Genomic DNA, 19,356 nt, shown 5'->3' with positions numbered 1-19,356 from the left:
CTTTGAGGTGGCCTACCAACGTCAGGGCACCGGCACCTTGAACACAGCCCGCGCCTGATCCACCCGCTTAGCCACGATGCAGCCAGGCACGTGGTCGTTCAACAAGCCCATGGCCTGCATGAAGGCGTAGACGGTGGTGGGCCCGACAAACTTCCAGCCGCGTTGCTTCAGGTCTTTCGCCAGGGCCAGCGCCTCGGGTGAGGTCGACACGGTTTGAGGTGGCGCGGCTTGGGCACGGTCCACTTCGTGGCGCCAGAAGTAGGCCGCCAGCGACCCGCACTCGGCCTGAAGGCTGACGGCGCGACCGGCGTTGTGGATGACGGCTTCGATCTTGCCCCGGTGACGGACGATGCCTTCGTCCTGCAGCAGGCGGCCGACCTGGCGCTCGTCGTAGGTCGCCATGCGGTGAAAGTCGAACCCGTCGAATGCCTTTCGGAAGTTCTCGCGCTTGGCGAGGATGGTTCGCCAGCTCAGGCCCGACTGGAAGCTCTCCAGGCAAAGCTTCTCGAACAGGCGGATGTCGTCGCCCACCGGAAAGCCCCATTCGTGGTCGTGGTAGGCCTCGAACTCCGGCGCGGCCGCGCACCAGCGGCAGCGCGGCTGGCCGTCGCTGCCGTTCACGGTCTGGGCGGCGCTCACAAGGCCACCTCCGCTCTTCGAGCTGCGGTGCAAGCTTGCTTGGGGCGGCCCGGCGCAGCGCTCATGCAGCACTCCCGCAGCCGGCGAGCAGTGCAGACAAGCCTTGCGCCATGAACGACGGGGCGACGGCATGGATGTCGGCCGTCACGACGCCGTGCACCACGAAAGGGTCTTGCGCGACGCGGGCATGGAGGGCGGCGGCATCGGTGCCCACGGCGATCACCAGGCCGCCCTTTGCCTGATTGAGCGAGCCGGCCAGCAGGAAGCTGCCATCGGCGATGCCGTCCTGAATCCACTGCTGGTGCCCGGCCATCCACTGGCCCGCCTGCGCGCGGTTCGGGCCGAATCGCAGGAAGACGATGAACACGGTTGTGCTGTGAAGGTTCATGGGGCGGTCTTTCGTCTGGGCCGTTTCGCGGCCACCGGATGGGGAACGAAGGTGTCCAGCCACTCGGCCATCAACGCCACTTCGCGCTGGATGAAGGCTTCGTCGTGGAAGGTGCTGGCCAGCATCGCAACGCCCTGGCTGCGCGCGAGCAGGTGCAGCGCCAGTTCGTCGGCGCGCGGCGCATGGCCCAGGGCCTCGAATTGGGTGCGCAGCCAGTCGCGGAACTGGCCGAAGATCATGCCGGCGTCGCTCTGTGCGGGGTGGTCGAGTTTGGACAGTTCGGCGCACAGCGTTCCCACCGGGCAGCCGTAGCGCTGGATGTCGTGCCGGTTGCGGACCAGCATTTCCGCGAAGCAGCGCAGCCGGTCCGACGGCGTTGCGGCGTCCCGCGTCCACGACGCCAGCATGGACTGGGTCCTCGACGAACGCTGCGCGACGACCGCCGCCAGGATGTCGTCCTTGGTTCGGAAGTGGTAGTAGAAGTTGCCGCGCGAGAGGCCGACGGCATCCGCGATGTCGGCGAAGGACGTCTTCTCGAACCCCCGTTGGTAGAACAGGGTGTCGGCCGCGTCGACGATGCGCTCTCGGGTGGTGGGTGTGGCTTCAGCGGCGCTCATGACGGCGAGGGCATGGTGGGCGGGTGTTTCTAGGACGATTGGCCTAGGCAGTATAGGACAAGCGTCCTAAGCAAGGCAACGGCGGCGACGGCGCGCGTCTCACCACATTGGTCGGCCTCTTGCGGTTTATGCTGTACATCTATACAGTTCTCATCTCCAACGTGCACTCCGCATCACCTGAAGGACCCCACATGCTCGACCACATGACGTTTCGCGTGACCAACATCGCCCAGGCCAAGGCCTTCTACAGCGCCGCCCTGGCGCCGCTGGGTTACAGCGTCTGCTTTGAAGGGAACTACGGCTCCAACATGCTCGGCCTGGCCTACCCCGACGCCGCCGAGCCCGACGGCAAGAAGGCCGACGTCTGGTTCATCGACGGGCCTTCGCCCTATGGCGGGCCAGCGGCCACATCGGGCTGCCATCTGGCGTGGCGCGCTGAAAGCCGTGCGCAGGTGGATGCCTTCTACAAGGCGGCCATCGCCGCAGGCGGCAAGGACAACGGCGCGCCCGGCCTGCGCCCGGACTACCACCCCAATTACTACGGTGCCTTCGTGATCGACCCTGAGGGCAACAACGTCGAGGCGGTCTGCCACCGGCCCGAATGAGCCGCGCCGGGGGCGCTCAGTAGCCTCCGGATGCGGACGGCGGGGTGGCCGCTGCCCCGGCGCCAAAGCGCTGCACCAGCCCTGTCGCAGCTTTCACCAGCAGCGTCGTGTCCACCCCCACCGCCACGAACAGTGCGCCCGCGTCGAGGTACTGCTGCGCCAGCGCCGGGTCGGTGGCGAGGATGCCGGCGGCCTTGCCGGCAGCGCGCACGGTGGCGATGCCGTCGAGGATGACCTTCTGCACCTCGGGGTGGCCGGGCTGGCCGCGGTGGCCCATGCTGGCCGAGAGGTCGGCCGGGCCGAAGAACACGCCGTCCACGCCCTCGGTCTCGGCGATGGCTTTGAGGTTCTTCACCGCCTCCACCGTCTCGGCCTGCACCAGCAGGCACATCTGGTGATTGGCCTGGTTCAGGTAGTCGTCGACCTGGTTCCAGCGCGAGGCGCGCGCCAGCGCCGCGCCCATGCCGCGGATGCCTTCGGGCGGGTAGCGCATGGCCTGGACCATGAGCGCGGCCTGCTCGGCGGTGTCGATCATCGGGATCAGCAGGGTCTGCGCGCCGATGTCGAGGTACTGCTTGACCAGGGCCACGTTGGCCTCGACCGCGCGCACGACGGCGTGGGTCTTGCCATACGGGGCAACTGCGCGCAGCTGGTCGAGGGCGGTGCGCGGGTCGTTGGGCGCGTGTTCGCCGTCGATCAGCAGCCAGTGAAAGCCGCAGCCGGCCAGGGCCTCAGCCACGTCGGGCGAGGCGAAGCCGACCCAGCAGCCGATCTGGGGTTGGCCGGCCTTGAGGGCGTCGCGAAAGGTGTTCTGAGGGATCTTCATGGTGTCTTCGTCGGTTCGGGGTAGAGCTGCTTCATTTGCCCCATGAGCCGGGTGAGGCCCATGAGCGCATCCATGTTCGGCGTGGCTTCGCCGAGGTGCTGGCCGATCTCGCGCACGGCGCCCACCAGCGCGTCGAGCTCGATGGGGCGGCCGGCTTCCACGTCCTGCAGCATCGAGGTCTTGAACGAGCCGAGCTTGCGCGTGAGGCCGTGGCGGTCTTCGGGTTGCTGGTCGATGGGGATGCCGATGCGCGCGCCGATGGCCTGGGCCTCCAGCATGACCGCGCTGCAGAAGCCACGCACCAGCTCGTCGTCGAGGATGCGGTCGCAGGGCGCGCCGGTGATGGCCGAGACCGGGTTCATGGTCATGTTGCCCCAGAGCTTGAACCAGATGTCGCGCTGGATGCGCTCGGACACGGTGACGCCGAAGCCCGCTGCGCTCAGCAGGTCGGCCACTGCCCGCACTCGTGGTGTGAGGCCGCCGGCCGGCTCGCCGATGATGAGCTGGTTGTTCTTGATGCGTTCGATGCGCGCGGGCCGCGGCGCTGCGGCGCTGGCGTGCACCACGCAGCCGATGACCTGCGATGTGGGGATGTGCCGCGCGGTGACGCCGCCGGGGTCGACGGCGTTGAGCTGCAGGCCGGCAGCTTCACCGGGCAGGCCGTCGAAGAACCACCAGGGCACGCCGTTCATGGCCACCAGCACCACGGTGTTTGGCCCCATGAGCGCGCGCACGGCGGGCGCGACCTGTGGCATGGCCGGGCCCTTGACCGAGACGATCACCAGGTCCTGCACGCCGAGGCTCGCGGGGTCGTCGCTGGCGTTGACTGCGACACGGTGCTCCGCGCCGTCAGCATCGACCCACACCAGACCGCGCTCGCGCAACGTGCGCAGGGTCTCGCCGCGCGCCACCGCCGAGAGCTGGATCTGTCCGGCCGGCAGGCGCGAGCCGAGCCAGCCGGCAAACAGGCCACCGATGGCGCCGACGCCGACGATGGCAATCTTCTGAAAGGACGAGGCGTTCATGCGCGATACCCCGGGTCGATGCGGTCGATCAGGCGTTGCATGGCGGCGAACGAATCTTCACCGGCGCCGAATTTGGGGTTGAAGTTCAGCGAGTCGCGCACGCAGGCCTGCAGCGCGGCTTCGCTGATGGGCTGCAGTTCGCCCAGCGGCTGCGAGGCCATCTGCACTTCGCACGCACGCTGAAGCACCCACAGGCGGTTGAAGGCTTGCGCCAGCGTGCTGCCCATGACCACGGGGCCGTGGTTGCGCAGCAGCAGCACGGGCTTGCCGCCCGACGACGCGAGGATGCGTGCGCCCTCGTCGCGGTGCACGGTGATGCCCTCGAACTCGTGGTACGCCACCTGCCCGTGGAGCTGGGCCGCGTAGAAGTTGGTGAACGACAGGCCGTCCTTCAGGCAGCACACCGCCATGGTCGGCGTGGTGTGCACGTGCATCACGCAGTGCGCGTCGGGCAGCGTGGCGTGGATGGCGCCGTGGAAGGTGAAGCCGGCCGGGTTGATGGGCCAGTCGCTGTGGCCGATGGTGTGGCCGTCGATGTCCACCTTCACCAGGTTGGATGCCGTGACCTCGGTGTAGTGCAGGCCGAAGGGGTTGATGAGGAAGTGGTCGTCCGGCCCGGGGACGCGCAGCGAGATGTGGTTGTAGATCAGCTCGGCCCAGCCCAGGTGGGCAAAGATGCGGTAACACGCGGCGAGCTGCACGCGCGCGGCCCACTCGGCTTCGCTGAAACGGGCGGGACGCAGGAAGGCTTCGGACATGGATGGTCTCCTCTGGTGCGTTCAGATGAACTTGAATCGGAGGCAACCCAGCGGGCCGTAGTCGGCCTCAAACAGGTCGCCCGCTTTCGCGGCCACGGGCCGCGTGAAGCTGCCCGCGAGCACGATCTCGCCGGCCTGCAGCGTTTCGCCCCAGGGCGCGAGCTTGTTGGCCAGCCAGGCGATGCCGATGGCCGGGTCGCCCTGCACGCCGGCGGCCAGACCGGTCTCTTCGACCGCGCCGTTCTGCCGCAGGATGGCGCCGCACCAGGGGCGGTTGGTGCTGCGCGGGTCGGCTCTGAACGCGGGGTCGCCCGCGCCGATCACGATGCCGGCGTTGGCCGCGTTGTCGCTGATGGTGTCGTAGACCTTGCGCATCACTTTCGTGTGTCGGTCGAACTGCTCGATGCGCGCGTCGATGATCTCGATGGCGGGGGTGATGTAGTCCGTCGCGGCGAGCACGTCCTCCACCGTGACGTTCGGGCCGGCCAGCGGCGCCTTGAGCACGAAGGCGAGTTCCACTTCGACGCGCGGCGCGATGAAGTCCGTCACCGGAATTTCCAGCACCTCGCCGGCCTTCGCGGTGTAGAGCATGTGATCGAGCAGGGTGCCGTAGTCGGGCTCGTCGATCTGGCTGCTGATCTGCATGGCGCGGCTGGTGAGGCCGATCTTGTGGCCGATCACCTTCTTGCCGGCGGCCTTTCCAGATCCACCCAGGCGCGACCGATGCGGTAGCCGTCTTCGACGGTCATGCCGGGATGGCGTTTGGAAAAGTGCTCGACCTGCATGCGGGTCTGCTGGGACTGCTGCAGCTCGGCGGCTAACTGGGCGATGAGTTCGGGGCTGAACATGGTGGGGTCAGGCTTTCTTGGGCGCAAAGAGCGGGTGCAGCGAACTGTTCTTGGCGTCGAAAACCTCGTGGCCTTCGTCCACCTGCACGGTGATGCCGATGGGGCGTTTCGCCAGTTGCTCGGCGAAGCGTTCTTTCACGCAGGCGCTGAGCGCGTCGCCCACACGCTGGTGCACGACGGCGCTGCGACCTTGGGCCATGCGAACGTTCATGTAGACGAAGGCGTAGTCGCCGCCCAGGCCCGCCGCGATGCCGGCGGCACCGCCGTCGGACACGGCGCTGTGTGCGGCGGGGTAGGCCAGCACGCGCGTGCCGCCGTGGGGAAAGACCTGTTTGTCCTGCTCGTCGCGCACCGCGAGCATGGCGTCGCACAGAGCGCGGCACAGGCCGGTCATGTCGACGCCGCCCTCGGCCGCCGGCTTGTCGAGGTTGGGGGTGTAGAGGATGACGAGGTGGGGCATGAGGGATTTCCGTTCAGAGACGTGAACTCACGAGGCGGAAGCCATCGGCGGCCGAGGCCTGCGCTTTGGGAATGGCCTTGCCGGTGACGGGGGTGACGGGGAAGACGGCGTTGATCTGGCCGGTGCCGCTGGCGCCGAAATACGGCGTGATGACCTCGGCCTTGCCTTCGTATTCGCTCCAGCCCAGCACGCCCATCATCATGGCGGTGTCGTGCATGAAGCCTTCGCCGTGGCCCTTGGCCGCGTACTCGGGCAGCATGCCGCAGAAGTCGGCCCACTCGCCGTTTTCCCACATCTGCACCACGCGGTGGTCCAGGGTTTCGAGGAAGGGGCTCCAGACCTTGAAGGCGAATTCGGGCGCGAGGCCGTTCTGCGCGAAGCGGTGGCTCAGGGACCCGCTGGCGAGGAAGGCGACGGTGCCGTCGTAGTGGTCTTCGACCGCCTTGCGCATGGCCCAGCCCAGGCGCGCGCTGTCGTTGAGGTAGTGGACCGTGCACAGCGCGGAGACCGAGACGGCCTTGAAGTGCTGGTCGGCGTTCATGTAGCGCATGGGCACGAGGGTGCCGTATTCGGGGCCGAGCGTGGTGGCGTGGTGGGCCAGGGTTTCGACGCCGTGCTCGTTGGCCACCTTGGCCAGCAGTTGCCCCAGCTCGGGGTTGCCGGGGATGGCAAACGGCATGTTGCTGATGAAGTGCGGCAGCTCGTTGCTGGTGTAGGTGCCTTCGAAGTGCGGCGCGCAGTTGAGGTGGTAGCTGGCGTTGACGAGCCAGTGGGTGTCGAAGACAACGATGGTGTCGACGCCCAGCTCTTTGCAGCGGCGCGCGATTTCTTTGTGGCCGTCGATGGCGTCCTGGCGGGAGCCTTTGCGGGGGCCGTCGAGTTCGCTGAGGTACATCGAGGGGACGTGGGTGATCTTTCCTACGAGTGCTACTTTGCCCATTGCGTCTGTCTCCGTTGGTGCTTCGTTGTTTGGTTGCCGTTGGTTGGCTGACTGGTGTGGGGAGAAGGCGGCGACGGGTGCATGCCTCCGCTCATGTCCCCCGGGTTTTGCTGCGCAAAACCCTCCTCCTTTACTTCGCTGCGGCACACACCCATCACCGCCTTCTCTCGCTGCGCATCGGCGCGCGAACGGTTGAGTGCCAGCATCACTTCTGGCTGGGAGGACCGGGGTACCCGGTGCAGCGAAGTAAAGGAGGAGAAACGGGCAAAGCCCGTTTCGGGGGACATGAGCGGAACCGGGTACCCCGGTCCTCCCAGCCCGCCCAGGCAGCTGCGTGAAACAGCAGAGGCGAACAAATCACACCCCCCAATGCGGAATGTGGTGAGAACCCAGAGAGACAGCGACGTTCTTGGGCTCCAGGAACACCTCGTAACTCCAGGTCCCGCCCTCGCGCCCCGTGCCCGACGCCTTGGTGCCACCAAACGGCTGCCGCAGATCCCGCACGTTCTGCGAGTTCACGAAACACATGCCCGCTTCCACGGCGGCCGCCACCCGGTGCGCCTTGCCGATGTTCTCGGTCCACACATAGCTCGACAGACCGTAGGCGATGTCGTTCGCGATGCGGATCGCATCGGCCTCGTCCTTGAACGGGATCAGGCAGGCCACCGGACCAAAGATCTCGTCCTGCGCGATCTTCATGCGGTTGTCCACGTCGGCGAACACGGTCGGCCACACGTAGTTGCCGGCCTGCACATGCGCCGGCAGCTCGGCCGCATAGCTCGGCCGGTCCAGACCGCCACACAGCATCGTCGCGCCCTCCTTCGGCCCCAGCTCGATGTAGCTGCGCACCTTGGCCAGGTGGCCCTGGCTGATCATCGGGCCGATGGTCGTCTTCTCGTCCAGCGGGTCGCCCACCACGATGCGCTTGGCGCGCTCGGTGAATTTCGCGGCGAAGTCGGCGTAGATGCTCTGCTGCACCAGGATGCGCGAGCCGGCGGTGCAGCGCTCGCCGTTGTTGCTGAAGATCATGAAGATCGCGGCGTCGAGCGCGCGGTCCAGGTCGGCGTCGTCGAAGATGACGAACGGGCTCTTGCCGCCCAACTCCATGCTGAACTTCTTCAGGCCCGCCGTCTTCACGATGCGGTTGCCCGTGGCCGTGGAGCCGGTGAAGGAAATCGCGCGCACGTCGGGGTGCGCACACAGCGGCTCGCCCGCTTCCTTGCCGAAGCCGTGCACCACGTTCAGCACGCCGGCCGGGATGCCGGCTTCCAGTGCCAGCTCGCCCAGGCGCGCGGCGGTCATGGGGGAGAGTTCGCTCATCTTCAGCACCGCCGTGTTGCCGAAGGCCAGCGCGGGCGCGACCTTCCACGTCGCGGTCATGAAGGGCACGTTCCACGGGCTGATCAGCGCGCACACGCCCACCGGGTGGAACAGCGTGTAGTTCAGGTGCGTGGGCGTGGGGTAGGTGTGGCCGTCGACACGGGTGCACATCTCGGCGAAGTAGCTGAAGTTGTCCGCCGCGCGCGGGATCAGCTGCTTGCCGGTCTGCGCGATCACCTGGCCGGTGTCGTCGGTCTCGGTCTGCGCGATCTCAGGCACGTGTTTCGCGATCAGCTCGCCGAGTGCGCGGATCTTCTTCGCGCGCTCGGTGGCCGGCAGGCCGGCCCAAGCCGGGAAGGCGTCCTTGGCCGCCTGCACCGCCGCGTTGACGTCGGCCCCGGTGCCCGAAGCCACTTCGGCCAGCACGCCTTGCGTGGCGGGGTTGATCGTTTCGAAGTAGTCGGTGCCGGCGACGGTTTTGCCGTTGATGAGGTGGTTGATGCGGGTCATGCCTTGCTTTCGGAAGTGATCGTGTTGATGAGCGAGCCGATGCCCTCGATCTCGGTGACGATCACGTCGCCGGGCTGGCAGTCGACCACGCCGTCGGGCGTGCCGGTGAGGATGAGGTCGCCGGGCATCAGGGTCATGAAGCCGCTGAAGTATTCGATCAGCGTGGGCACGTCGAAGATCATGTCTTTGGTGCTGCCCTGCTGCGTGACCTTTCCGTTCACGGTGGTGCTCAGCGCGAGGTTCATCGGATCGGGGATGTCGGCGGCATCGACCAGCCAGGGGCCTAGCGGCGTGCAGGTGTCGCGGTTCTTGACCTTGAGGTTGGGCCGGTACCAGTTTTCCAGGTAGTCGCGAATCGCGTAGTCGTTGGCCACCGTGTAGCCGGCGACGTACCCGAGCGCGTCGGCCTTTTTCACACGCTTCGCCGGCTTGCCAATCACCACCGCAAGTTCACATTCGTAGTGCATGAACTTCACGTTGTCCGGTCGCACGGTAAAGGCGCGGTGACCAATCAATGAAGCCTCGCCCTTCACAAAGGCCAGCGGCTCTTCGGGCGCCTTGAACGCGAGTTCTTTCGCATGGTCGGCGTAGTTCAGGCCGAGCGCGAGCACGGTGCGGGCGCGCGTCACGGGGGCCAGCGGCGGCAACCAGACCACCTCGTCAAACTTGACGCGGCGGCCCTTGAATGCGGGCGTGAGCAGTTCGAGCTGGCCATCGGCTTCGATGGCGTCGTGGACCGCGCCGGCCCAGGCGATGCGGGCTCTTTTCATGCCGTCACCTCCTGCACAAAATGGTTGGTGAGCGGACTCAACCCGACGGCGGTGACCTCCACAGAGTCGCCCGCCCGCGCGCGCGGCCGCGAGCCGTCGTCCAGGCAGTCGGTGCCGACCATCAGCACGTCGCCCGGCCGCATGGACTGGAAGGCGTTGACGTCGGCCCACAGCGCGGCGGCGTCGCGCAGCATGTCCTGCAAGGGCACGCGCTGGCGCATCACGCCGTCGACCCGCAGTTCCAGCGTCAGCGCAGACAGGCCACTCCATCCGTCCAGCTCGGCAACCGGCCGCACCACGTCGCCCACGCCGAGGAAACCGTCCACGTTGCGGTACTTCACCGGCGGCCGGTAGTAACTCGTGTGCGGAATCGCCACGTCGGCCAGCAGCACGCAGCCCGCCACCGCACCGCCCTCACCCGCCACCAGGCCGAGCGAGGCGCTGACCTCGACCTCGTCCACCCCCGTGGGCAGCGCGATGGCGTGGCCGCAACGCGTGAAGGTGTTGGCGGTCTTGATGTAGAGCACCGGCGCCTGCGGCGGCGCCTTGTAGGGCGCCTCGTGCATGCGCGGCGCCCACAGCGCGTGTTCGCGCCGGAAGTTCAGCAGGGTGCCGTAGACCGTGCCGCAGGGGATGTAGGGAGGTGGGTTCATGGGTTCTCTTCCTCGGGCAGTTCATCGCTCACCGGCGCCTCCAGCGCGATCACCTGGTCGAGCAGCGTGTAGAGCTTCGCCAGCTGCGCCTTGCCCAGTTGCGCTTCCATCCACGCGTAGTGCGCCTCGATGGTCTCTGACAGCGTGGCCACCAGCTTCAGGCCCGCGCGGGTGGCGCGCACCACGGTGCGGCGCGCGTCCTGCGGGCAGCGCGCGCGGCTGATCAGCCCATCGCGCTCCATGCGCGTGAGCACGCCGGTGAGGCTGGGGCCGAGCAGCAGGGCTTCGCGCGCCACGCGACCGGTCTCGACGCCGGCGGGGTCGCCCGCGTGTTCGCCCAGCACGCGCAGCACGCGCCACTGCTGGTCCGACAGGCCGTGCTCGCGCAGGCTGGGCCGGGTGTGCAACATCACCGCCTCGCGCGCTTCGAGCAGCAGGCGGGGCAGGTTGCGGTGGACGAAAGAAGGTTGTGCGTCGCTCATTTATTTAATATGTTAAATGATTTTGTGGATGGACCCAAATCGGGGTTAACCCGACTTCCAGCGGGGTTTGACAGGACCCCGGCCGCCAGGTGGACAATGCCGGACCATGAACCCCCTGCTCGCCCTGCTGGGCACCGAACTTCCGTTGATCCAGGCCCCGATGGCGGGCGTGCAAGGCGCGGCGTTGGCCGTGGCCGTCTGCAACGCGGGGGGCCTCGGTTCGCTGCCCTGCGCGATGCTCACGCCCGAGGCGCTGCAGGTCGAACTGACATCGCTCAGCCACGGCACGGCCCACCCCTGGAACCTCAACTTCTTCTGCCACACGCCCCCTGTGCCCGATGCGGCCCGCGAGGCGCGCTGGCGCGAGGCGCTGGCGCCCTTCTACGCCGAGGCCGGGCTTGACATCGGCACGGTGCCCACGGGCGCGGGCCGCGTGCCGTTCAGCCACGCCGCGGCCGATGCGGTCGAGCCTTTCCGCCCGCCGGTGATGAGCTTCCACTTCGGCCTGCCCGCGCCCGACCTGCTGGCGCGGGTGAAGGGCTGGGGCAGCGTGGTGCTGTCGTCGGCGACGACGGTCGAAGAAGCGCGCTGGCTGGTGGCCCACGGCGTGGACGCGGTGATCGCGCAGGGTGTCGAAGCGGGTGGCCACCGGGGCATGTTCCTGACCGACGACCTGACGACCCAGGTCGGTACATTCGCCCTGCTGCCGCAGATCGTGGCCGCCGTGGACGTGCCCGTGATCGCGGCCGGCGGCATCGCCGATGCGGCGGGTGTGGCGGCGGCCATGGCACTCGGCGCGGCCGGCGTGCAGGTGGGCACGGCCTACCTGTGCTGCCCGGAGACCACCACCAGCGCCCTGCACCGCGCCGCCCTGCAGAGCGACGCCGCGCACCACACGGCGCTCACCAACCTGTTCACCGGCCGGCCGGCGCGCGGCATCGTCAACCGCGTGATGCGTGAACTCGGCCCCATGAGTCTGGCCCCGCCGGCCTTCCCGCTCGCCACCGCCGCCATCGCCCCACTGCGCGCGCACTTCGAGGCGCTGGGCAGCGGCGACTTCTCGCCGCTGTGGTCGGGCCAGAACGCCAGCGGCTGCCAGGCGCTGCCGGCGGCCGAACTCACCCACCTGCTCGCACAAGGATTCCTATGTTTGTCGTGATCTTCCGTGCGAAAGCCCGCGCCCTCGACGCCGAGTACAGCGCCATGGCCGCGCAGATGCGCGAGCTGGCACTGACCCAGTTCGGCTGCCTCGACTTCACCGCCGTGACCGAAGGTGAGCAGGAAATCGCGCTGTCGTACTGGCCCGACGAAGCCAGCATCCGTGCCTGGAAACAGCACACCGACCACCTGGCCGCACAGAAGCTGGGGCGCGAACGCTGGTACGCCAGCTACTCGGTGGAGATCGCCGAGGTGACGCGGCGCTACCGCCACCCGGCGGCGTCGGGCTAAAAGTAGTCGTCGAGGTCCCGGTCCGCGCGGACACGGCGCGGGACTTCGCGCTGCTGGTTCAGCCAGCGTTTGAGCGCGGCGGGCTCCCGCACCTGCTCCAGGTCGCGCTCCAGTTGCGCCACCGCCGATTCCAGCGCGTCCACCTGCGCCAGCAGGTGCTGCTTGAGGGTGTTGGGGTTGGTGGCCTGGCCCGGTGGCAGGTCAAATTCGCCCGCCAGGCGCTGCTGGCGCGCGGCGCGCTCGCGCTCCAGATCGGCCACCTGCTGCTTGAGCAACAGGGTCAGCGCGGCCAGCTTGTGATCGGCCATGCGCGACACCGCCGCCGGGTCGGCCAGCTCGGCGCGCAGCTGAATCTGCATCAGCGTCACCAGGTCCTTGCGGCCATACGCCGCGTTGGCCTCGCTCATGAGCGCGGTCTTGCGCAGGCGCTCCTGGGGATCGGGTTCGCGGTCGGGGTGCAAGGCGCTGGCCAGTTGGCGGAACAGCGTGCGCAGCTGGGTGTCGGCGTCGGTCTGCTGCGCCTGGGCCTTGACCTGCTCGGTGCCCGGTTTCTGCCGGGCCTTGCGGGCTTTCAGCTTGGCCTGGCGGCGCGCCTGCTCCTCGTCCTGCGATTCGCGCAGCCGCGCCATGCCAGCACGCAACAGTTCCTCCATCGACGCGTCGTCGCCCGCAGCGTCCAGCGGTTCGCCCAACACGTCTTCCAGCCGCGCCCGCAGGGCATCGGCCGCGGCCTGCTTTTTCTGCGCCAGGGTCTGGCGGCTGTGCCGGTCGTGCAGCGTGGCCATCGCCGTGTCGCCCTCTTCGGCCAGGGTCTGCGCCAGCCGGCACAGGGTTTCGGTCGCGGTCTCCTGCTGCAAGCGGCTCAGCGCCTTGCCCTGCAGGTGTTCGGCCAGGCCCAGGGCCAGCTCGCGCATGTGCTCACGCTGGCGCTGCTGCAGGGGCGCGACCCAGCGGTGCAGCTCGACCCGGTGCGACTGCGCCAGCGCGTCCAGCTCGGCGAGCTGCGCCTTGAGCTTGTCGACGCGGGTCAGCTGCAGGTTGAACGCCCGCACGGCGGGTGACGGCGGAAGCTCACCCGCCTGCAGCACACGCAAAGCGGCGGCGAGCGGCAAACGGGGGTCGTGGGGTGCTGACAAAGGGGGTCCAGAGGAGGCAGGCCAGGCCGGGAGCGCGGCGGGACTCGACTATATTGCGTGCCACATGGCCAAAGAAAAAACCCAATACACCTGCAACGAATGCGGCGGCAACAGTCCCAAGTGGCTGGGCAAGTGCCCACACTGCAACGCCTGGAACACACTGATCGAATCAGTGGCCGAATCCACCGCTCAGGCGAAGAATCGCTTCGCCTCGCTGGCCAAGACGGCCGAGGTCACGACGCTCGCCGACATCGACGCCACCGACGTGCAGCGCACGCCCACCGGCCACGACGAACTGGACCGCGTGCTGGGCGGCGGCATCGTGGAGGGCGGCGTGGTGCTGATCGGTGGCGACCCGGGCATCGGGAAGTCCACGCTGCTCTTGCAGGCGCTGGACTCGCTGCAGCGCTCCGGCCAGAAAACCCTGTACGTGACCGGTGAAGAAAGCGGCGCCCAGGTGGCGCTGCGCTCGCGCCGGCTCGGGCTGGACGGCTCGCAGGTCAGCGTGCTGGCCGAGATCCAGCTGGAGAAGATCCTCGCCACGCTGGACCACACCAAGCCAGCCATCGCCGTGATCGACTCGATCCAGACCGTGTACTCCGAGCAGCTCACCAGCGCGCCCGGCTCGGTGGCGCAGGTGCGCGAATGTGCGGCCCACCTGACGCGCGCGGCCAAGTCCAGCGGCACGGCCATCGTTTTGGTGGGCCACGTGACCAAGGAAGGCGCGCTCGCCGGTCCGCGCGTGCTGGAGCACATGGTGGACACGGTCTTGTATTTCGAGGGCGACACGCATTCCAGCTTCCGACTGGTCCGCGCCATCAAGAACCGCTTCGGCGCAGTGAACGAGATCGGCGTGTTCGCCATGACCGAGCGTGGCCTGAAGGGCGTGAGCAACCCGAGCGCGATCTTTCTGTCGCAACACTCGGAGCCCGTGCCGGGCAGCTGCGTGATGGTGACGCTCGAAGGCACGCGACCGATGCTGGTGGAAATCCAGGCGCTGGTGGACAGCGGCGGCCCGTCGCCGCGACGCCTGTCGGTCGGCCTGGACCGCGACCGCCTGGCCATGCTGCTGGCAGTGTTGCACCGCCACGCCGGCGTGGCCTGCATGGACCAGGACGTGTTCGTCAACGCAGTGGGCGGCGTGCGAATCAGCGAGCCGGCGGCCGACCTGGCCGTGATGCTGGCCATCACCTCCAGCCTGCGCGGCAAGGCGCTGCCCAAGGGCTTCATCGCCTTTGGCGAGGTCGGCCTGGCCGGCGAAGTGCGCCCCGCGCCGCGCGGTCAGGAGCGGCTGAAAGAGGCGGCCAAGCTCGGCTTCAGCGTCGCGGTGGTGCCCAAGGCCAACGCGCCGAAAAAGAACGACAAGGCCTTCGAGGGCCTGACCATCCACGGCGTCGACCGCATCGAAGAGGCCATGGAGCTGGCCCGCAGCCTGGCCTGAAGTGCCCCCGCGCTGGGCTGCAGCGGGTAAGCGTTGTCCGCAACAGCCCGCCCGCCGACAGCCACGACAATTCAAGGCATGAACTTCCAGAGATTTGTGATTCCGCTGGCCGGCGCCGCGCTGCTGGTCCTGGCCCACCAGAAATACGGCTGGGCCGGCGTGGCCGTGGTGACCGGTGGTCTGGTCATGTGGCTGCTGCTGCACGTCACGCGGCTGATGACGGTGTTCAAACGCGCGTCGAGCCGGCCCATCGGCCACGTGGACAGCGCCGTCATGCTCAACGCCAAGCTCAAGCCTGGGGTGACGCTGATGCACGTGCTGGCGATGACGCGTTCGCTGGGCGAGCGCCTGACGCCGGAAGGCGAAGAGCCGGAACAATTCCGCTGGACCGACGGCAGCGACTCGTCGGTCACGGCGAGTTTCCGTGGCGGGCGGCTGCGGGAATGGTCCCTCCAGCGCCCGAGCGCTGAAGCCGCGCCAGCAGACCCAGCCGTCGACGCGGCGCCGTAAAATGGCGGGTTGGCAGGCCCTCCCCGAGGCCGCCCTCCCATTTCAAAGGACGCATGCATGAGCCCCGTAGTTCCCTCGATGTCCGACCGCGACGGCAAGATCTGGATGGACGGCCAGATGGTCGACTGGCGCGACGCCAAGATCCATGTGCTGACCCACACGCTGCACTACGGCTGCGGCGCCTTTGAAGGCGTGCGCGCCTACAACGCGCAGGGCGGCACGGCGATCTTCCGTCTGGAAGAACACACCGAGCGCCTGTTCAACAGCGCCAAGATCCTGCGCATGAAGCTGCCGTTCACCAAGGAAGAAGTGAACGAAGCCCAGAAGGCCGTGGTGCGCGAAAACAAGCTGGAGAGCTGCTACATCCGCCCGCTGACCTGGATCGGCGACAAGAAGCTGGGCGTCAGCCCCAAGGGCAACACCATCCACCTGATGGTTGCTGCCTGGGCCTGGGGCGCTTATCTGGGTGAAGAGGGCCTGAAGCGCGGCATCCGCGTCAAGACCAGCAGCTACACCCGCCATCACGTCAACATCACCATGACGCAGGCCAAGGCGGTGAGCAACTACACCAACTCCATCCTGGCCAACATGGAAGTGACCGACGAGGGTTACGACGAAGCCCTGCTGCTGGACAGCTCGGGCTTTGTGAGCGAGGGCGCCGGCGAGAACATCTTCGTGGTGAAGAACGGCGTGATCTACACGCCCGACCTGTCGGCCGGTGCCCTGAACGGCATCACCCGCAACACCGTGTTCCACATCGCCAAGGACCTGGGGCTGGAAATCATTCAGAAGCGCATCACGCGCGACGAGGTCTACATCGCCGACGAGGCCTTCTTCACCGGCACCGCCGCCGAAGTGACCCCGATCCGCGAACTCGACCGCATCGAGCTGGGCAGCGGCTCGCGCGGCCCGATCACCGAAAAAATCCAGAGCGCGTTCTTTGACATCGTCAATGGCCGCAATCCCAAGTACGCCCACTGGTTGAGCAAGGTGTGACCCACCCCCGCCGCGCTTCGCGCGACCCCCTCAAGGGGGCAACATCTGCGGCCCGGCAAAGCCGGTTCCGCGATGTTCTGGACGCTGCTCCCCCTCTTTTCAAGACAGGTGTTTGATATGAAAAACGCAACGATCGAACTGGCCGCCGCCGACCTGAACCACCAGGGCGGCATCTTCTGCCCCAGCCCAAAGGCCGACATGAAGCTCTGGAACAGCCACCCCAAGGTCTACCTGGATGTGGCGAAGACGGGCACCGCCCGCTGCCCTTACTGCGGCACGGTGTACCAGCTGAAGGCCGGCGAGGTGGTGTCCCACGGACACTGAGATTTCATTTCGACACCGCTTCACACAGTCAAAGGGCGTCTTCGGACGCCCTTTTTGTTGCGCACAGACAAAAAAAAAGCCACCTCGCGGTGGCTTTGAAAGTCCTTGGAAGGACGTCGTTGGGAGACCAGTTTCAAACGTTGCAAAGACGTATTGGTGTTTGCCGGATCTTTGATTGATGTTGTGACAGCAACCCGTAAATTGTGCGTTGCAATAAGTATTTCGTACATCCCCCGTTTGGGGGAGAAACGCGGCACTTCGATGGAAATCAACGCTCTGATTTCATCAAAAACACGTCCAAAGGCCTATGAACACACGGTGTGGACCGTTGCTCGCATGTACGCCAAGGAAACAGTAATTACCTGCAGTTACAAAGGCAGGTCCACCACAAAACGCGCGCCCCCCCCGGGCCGGTCTTCGCAATGCACGCGACCTTGGTGGCGGGTGGCGATCGACTTGACCAGCGACAGGCCCAGGCCCACGCCACCCACGCTCTCGCTGGCGCCGGGCAGCCGGTAGAAAGGCTCGAAGATGCGCTCACGCAGCGCGGCCGGCACGCCAGGGCCCCGGTCTTCCACACTCACCCGCACCATGGCCGGCGCGAGACCGGTCGTGTGCATCGCGATCCCCAGCCGCACCGGCTCGACCACACCGCCCGCCCCCACCGGCTGCCCATAGCGGCGCGCGTTTTCCAGCAGGTTGCGCAGCAGGCGGCGCAGCAGCTTGGCGTGGCCCTGAACCAGCACCGGCGAAATGCCTTCGGCCACATCGAGCTCGGCGCCGGTGCGCGAGCACTCCTCGGCCGCCAGCCCCACGAGGTCCACCTCTTCGGTCGGGCCGATGGCCGAGGCCTCGTTGGCGTCGCGCACGTCCAGCCGGCTCGCAAGCAAGATTTCGTCGATCAGCTGGTCCAGCTCCTCGATGTTGCGGGCCACCTCGGCGCGCTGGCTCGCGTGCGCCGCGTCATGGCCCAGCAGCTCCAGCCCCATGCGGATGCGCGCCAGTGGCGAACGCAGTTCGTGCGATGCGTTGGCGAGCAAGGCCTTGTGCGAGAGCATCAGCGTCTGCACTCGTTCAGCCGCCGAATTGAAACGCTCGGCCAGAAAGGCCACCTCGTCCTCCCCCGACACCGGCAGGCGCGTGCTCAGATCACCCTGCCCCCAGCGCTCCACACCACGCTGCAAGCCCTCCAGGCGCTTGGTCAGGCGGCGCACGATGGGATACGCGCCCAGTGCCACGGCCAGCGCGACCAGACCCAGCAGCCAGGCAAACCCATACGGCGACTGAAGGCCAAACAGGCTGCGGCGGTTCGATGCGGTGCTTCCGGGCGGGCGATTGGGCCGGGGCAGCTGGATGTACAGCGTCTGGCCGTCTTTCATCTGCACCTGGAACTCCAGCCCCTGGCCGGGCACACGCACCGCCTGGGCGGGCGCCTGGCCGACGATCTCGCCCGCGCCGTTGCGCAGAAAAATCTCGCGCGCCGTCCGCGCATCGCGCTCCTCGCGGTCGCGGTCCAGCGCCATCTGCCACAACCAGCCTGCCATCAGCGCCAGCACCGCCACCGCCGCCACCACCGCCAGCCAGATGCGCAGGTACAGGCGCTGACCCCACAGACCTTTCATGGTCGCGCTCCAAAGCCGAACCAGCGACGCAGATGCAGATGCGTGCACCCACCATGTGGCGCCAGAGAAGTGCCCCCCACCCCAGAACGCCGCAGAACCGGCTTCGCCGGGCTGCAGGCGTTGTCCCCCCGGGGGGCTGAGGGCCGCGGCTCTGAGCCTGCCTGCGCAGGCTCGGACAGCCCGAAGAAGCATGGGCTCTGTCCCATGCTGCGGCCTGCAAGGCGAGCGAAGCGGCGCAGGGGGGTCACCATCAGTCCTGTTGTTTCGCGAACACGTAACCCACGCCCCGCACCGTCAGGATGCGCTTGGGCTCCTTGCTGTCGGCTTCGATGGCGTTGCGGATGCGGCCAATGTGCACGTCGATGCTGCGGTCAAACGCCTCCAGCTCGCGCCCGCGCACGGCCTCCATGATCTGGTCGCGCGTGAGCACGCGCCCGGCGCGCTCGGCCATCGCCACCAGCAGATCAAACTGGTAGGAGGTCAGGTCGCACACACCGCTGCCCACCTGCACCGTGCGGGCGTCTCGGTCGATCTCCAGCGAACCGAAGCGCAAGACCGGCGTGCTGCGCGTGGCGGTCGCGGTGCCCGTGGGCTCGCCCCGGCGGCGCAGCACCGCGCGGATGCGCGCCAGCAGCTCGCGCGGCTCGAAGGGTTTGGGCAGGTAGTCGTCGGCGCCCAGTTCGAGACCGATGATGCGGTCCATCGGATCACCCTTGGCGGTGAGCATCAGCACCGGCACGCGCGCGCTGTCGTTGGGCAGCGCGCGGATGCGGCGGCAGACTTCGAGCCCATCAATGCCCGGCATCATCAGGTCCAGGATCACGAGTTCGGGCTGCAGCAGCGGCAGCTGCTCCAGGCCTTTTTCACCGTCGCTCGCGTGGATGACCGCGTAGCCGGACTGGGCCAGGTACTCGGTGACCATCTGCGCCAGACGCGCGTCGTCTTCGATCATCAGGAGGCGGGTGGGGCTGGGAGCGTTCATGGCTTTCAGTGTAGCGAGGTAGGTGGCCCCCACACTCCACCGCAGGGGCGTTGCC

At 67.5% G+C, this 19,356-nt stretch carries 22 protein-coding genes and 1 pseudogene; 7 read left to right on the top strand and 16 right to left on the bottom strand.

Going from position 1 to position 19,356, the window contains the following annotated elements; all coding sequences use genetic code 11:
* Positions 1–21: 21 nt before the first annotated feature.
* The 3 genes from IM738_RS22740 to IM738_RS22730 form a co-directional block, all read right to left on the bottom strand.
* Positions 22–639, bottom strand: a complete 618-nt coding sequence (locus tag IM738_RS22740; RefSeq protein WP_236963303.1) for a DNA-3-methyladenine glycosylase I — start codon at positions 637–639, stop codon at positions 22–24.
* 61 nt (positions 640–700) lie between these two features.
* The gene (locus tag IM738_RS22735) at positions 701–1,027 is read right to left on the bottom strand and encodes a YciI family protein (RefSeq protein WP_236963302.1); all 327 of its coding nucleotides are present in this window, start codon (positions 1,025–1,027) and stop codon (positions 701–703) included.
* Positions 1,024–1,644 (bottom strand): TetR/AcrR family transcriptional regulator, encoded by a 621-nt coding sequence (locus tag IM738_RS22730; RefSeq protein ID WP_236963301.1) that lies wholly within the window; start codon positions 1,642–1,644, stop codon positions 1,024–1,026. The genes IM738_RS22735 and IM738_RS22730 overlap by 4 nt, the downstream gene beginning before the upstream one ends.
* A 191-nt stretch (positions 1,645–1,835) precedes the next feature.
* Here IM738_RS22730 and IM738_RS22725 point away from each other — a divergent pair, with 191 nt between their 5' ends.
* Positions 1,836–2,249: a VOC family protein gene (locus IM738_RS22725; RefSeq protein WP_236963300.1), complete on the top strand. Its 414-nt coding sequence runs from the start codon at positions 1,836–1,838 to the stop codon at positions 2,247–2,249.
* Positions 2,250–2,265: 16 nt separating this feature from the next.
* Here IM738_RS22725 and hpaI read toward each other — a convergent pair whose 3' ends face one another.
* From hpaI to hpaR, 10 genes and pseudogenes are all read right to left on the bottom strand, one after another.
* Entirely contained in the window at positions 2,266–3,075 is an 810-nt protein-coding gene (gene hpaI, locus IM738_RS22720) for a 4-hydroxy-2-oxoheptanedioate aldolase (protein WP_236963299.1), read from the bottom strand.
* Entirely contained in the window at positions 3,072–4,100 is a 1,029-nt protein-coding gene (locus IM738_RS22715) for a 2-dehydropantoate 2-reductase (RefSeq protein ID WP_236963298.1), read from the bottom strand. Before IM738_RS22715 ends, hpaI begins: the two co-directional genes overlap by 4 nt.
* Complete coding sequence (locus IM738_RS22710; protein WP_236963297.1) at positions 4,097–4,858, bottom strand: class II aldolase/adducin family protein; 762 nt, start codon at positions 4,856–4,858, stop codon at positions 4,097–4,099. The genes IM738_RS22715 and IM738_RS22710 overlap by 4 nt, the downstream gene beginning before the upstream one ends.
* Before the next feature lie 21 nt (positions 4,859–4,879).
* A pseudogene (hpaH, locus tag IM738_RS22705) lies at positions 4,880–5,706 on the bottom strand (2-oxo-hept-4-ene-1,7-dioate hydratase).
* A gap of 7 nt (positions 5,707–5,713) precedes the next feature.
* Positions 5,714–6,166 carry a 5-carboxymethyl-2-hydroxymuconate Delta-isomerase gene (locus tag IM738_RS22700; RefSeq protein ID WP_236963296.1) on the bottom strand — a complete coding sequence of 151 codons (453 nt, stop codon included), beginning with the start codon at positions 6,164–6,166 and terminating at the stop codon, positions 5,714–5,716.
* 13 nt (positions 6,167–6,179) lie between these two features.
* Positions 6,180–7,106 carry a 3,4-dihydroxyphenylacetate 2,3-dioxygenase gene (gene hpaD / locus IM738_RS22695; RefSeq protein ID WP_236963295.1) on the bottom strand — a complete coding sequence of 309 codons (927 nt, stop codon included), beginning with the start codon at positions 7,104–7,106 and terminating at the stop codon, positions 6,180–6,182.
* A gap of 357 nt (positions 7,107–7,463) precedes the next feature.
* Positions 7,464–8,936 carry a 5-carboxymethyl-2-hydroxymuconate semialdehyde dehydrogenase gene (gene hpaE, locus IM738_RS22690; protein ID WP_236963294.1) on the bottom strand — a complete coding sequence of 491 codons (1,473 nt, stop codon included), beginning with the start codon at positions 8,934–8,936 and terminating at the stop codon, positions 7,464–7,466.
* Positions 8,933–9,706 (bottom strand): fumarylacetoacetate hydrolase family protein, encoded by a 774-nt coding sequence (locus tag IM738_RS22685; protein ID WP_236963293.1) that lies wholly within the window; start codon positions 9,704–9,706, stop codon positions 8,933–8,935. Before IM738_RS22685 ends, hpaE begins: the two co-directional genes overlap by 4 nt.
* Positions 9,703–10,359, bottom strand: a complete 657-nt coding sequence (locus IM738_RS22680) for a fumarylacetoacetate hydrolase family protein (RefSeq protein WP_236963292.1) — start codon at positions 10,357–10,359, stop codon at positions 9,703–9,705. Before IM738_RS22680 ends, IM738_RS22685 begins: the two co-directional genes overlap by 4 nt.
* Positions 10,356–10,841 carry a homoprotocatechuate degradation operon regulator HpaR gene (gene hpaR, locus IM738_RS22675; protein ID WP_236963291.1) on the bottom strand — a complete coding sequence of 162 codons (486 nt, stop codon included), beginning with the start codon at positions 10,839–10,841 and terminating at the stop codon, positions 10,356–10,358. The genes IM738_RS22680 and hpaR overlap by 4 nt, the downstream gene beginning before the upstream one ends.
* Positions 10,842–10,947: 106 nt before the next feature.
* On the opposite strand from hpaR, the gene IM738_RS22670 reads away from it, so the two are divergent.
* Together IM738_RS22670 and IM738_RS22665 are read left to right on the top strand one after the other, a co-directional pair.
* Positions 10,948–12,000 (top strand): NAD(P)H-dependent flavin oxidoreductase, encoded by a 1,053-nt coding sequence (locus IM738_RS22670; protein ID WP_236963290.1) that lies wholly within the window; start codon positions 10,948–10,950, stop codon positions 11,998–12,000.
* Positions 11,988–12,290 (top strand): antibiotic biosynthesis monooxygenase family protein, encoded by a 303-nt coding sequence (locus IM738_RS22665; RefSeq protein WP_236963289.1) that lies wholly within the window; start codon positions 11,988–11,990, stop codon positions 12,288–12,290. The genes IM738_RS22670 and IM738_RS22665 overlap by 13 nt, the downstream gene beginning before the upstream one ends.
* Here IM738_RS22665 and IM738_RS22660 read toward each other — a convergent pair.
* Positions 12,287–13,426 carry a hypothetical protein gene (locus tag IM738_RS22660; RefSeq protein ID WP_236963288.1) on the bottom strand — a complete coding sequence of 380 codons (1,140 nt, stop codon included), beginning with the start codon at positions 13,424–13,426 and terminating at the stop codon, positions 12,287–12,289. The two genes, IM738_RS22665 and IM738_RS22660, sit on opposite strands and share 4 nt — an antisense overlap.
* Before the next feature lie 64 nt (positions 13,427–13,490).
* On the opposite strand from IM738_RS22660, the gene radA reads away from it, so the two are divergent.
* The 4 genes from radA (at position 13,491) to IM738_RS22640 (ending at position 16,697) form a co-directional block, all read left to right on the top strand.
* Entirely contained in the window at positions 13,491–14,867 is a 1,377-nt protein-coding gene (gene radA, locus IM738_RS22655) for a DNA repair protein RadA (RefSeq protein ID WP_236963287.1), read from the top strand.
* A 78-nt stretch (positions 14,868–14,945) separates the two neighbouring features.
* On the top strand, positions 14,946–15,377 hold the full coding sequence (locus IM738_RS22650) for a glycerate kinase (protein ID WP_236963286.1): 432 nt from the start codon (positions 14,946–14,948) through the stop codon (positions 15,375–15,377).
* Positions 15,378–15,434: 57 nt separating this feature from the next.
* Positions 15,435–16,373, top strand: coding sequence for a branched-chain amino acid transaminase (locus tag IM738_RS22645; RefSeq protein WP_236963285.1), 939 nt, complete (start codon positions 15,435–15,437; stop codon positions 16,371–16,373).
* 117 nt (positions 16,374–16,490) lie between these two features.
* Positions 16,491–16,697, top strand: a complete 207-nt coding sequence (locus IM738_RS22640; protein WP_236963284.1) for a zinc-finger domain-containing protein — start codon at positions 16,491–16,493, stop codon at positions 16,695–16,697.
* 368 nt (positions 16,698–17,065) lie between these two features.
* Here the strand turns inward: IM738_RS22640 and IM738_RS22635 are convergent, their stop codons facing one another.
* Entirely contained in the window at positions 17,066–18,319 is a 1,254-nt protein-coding gene (locus tag IM738_RS22635) for a HAMP domain-containing sensor histidine kinase (RefSeq protein WP_236963283.1), read from the bottom strand.
* Between the two features lie 250 nt (positions 18,320–18,569).
* Positions 18,570–19,301 carry a response regulator gene (locus IM738_RS22630; RefSeq protein WP_236963282.1) on the bottom strand — a complete coding sequence of 244 codons (732 nt, stop codon included), beginning with the start codon at positions 19,299–19,301 and terminating at the stop codon, positions 18,570–18,572.
* Positions 19,302–19,356: the final 55 nt, after the last annotated feature.

This window comes from Hydrogenophaga sp. SL48 (genome assembly GCF_021729865.1).
Classification (GTDB): domain Bacteria; phylum Pseudomonadota; class Gammaproteobacteria; order Burkholderiales; family Burkholderiaceae_C; genus Hydrogenophaga.
The sequence above is the reverse complement of the archived record's forward strand: the minus strand, read 5'-3'. Positions and strand labels throughout refer to the sequence as shown.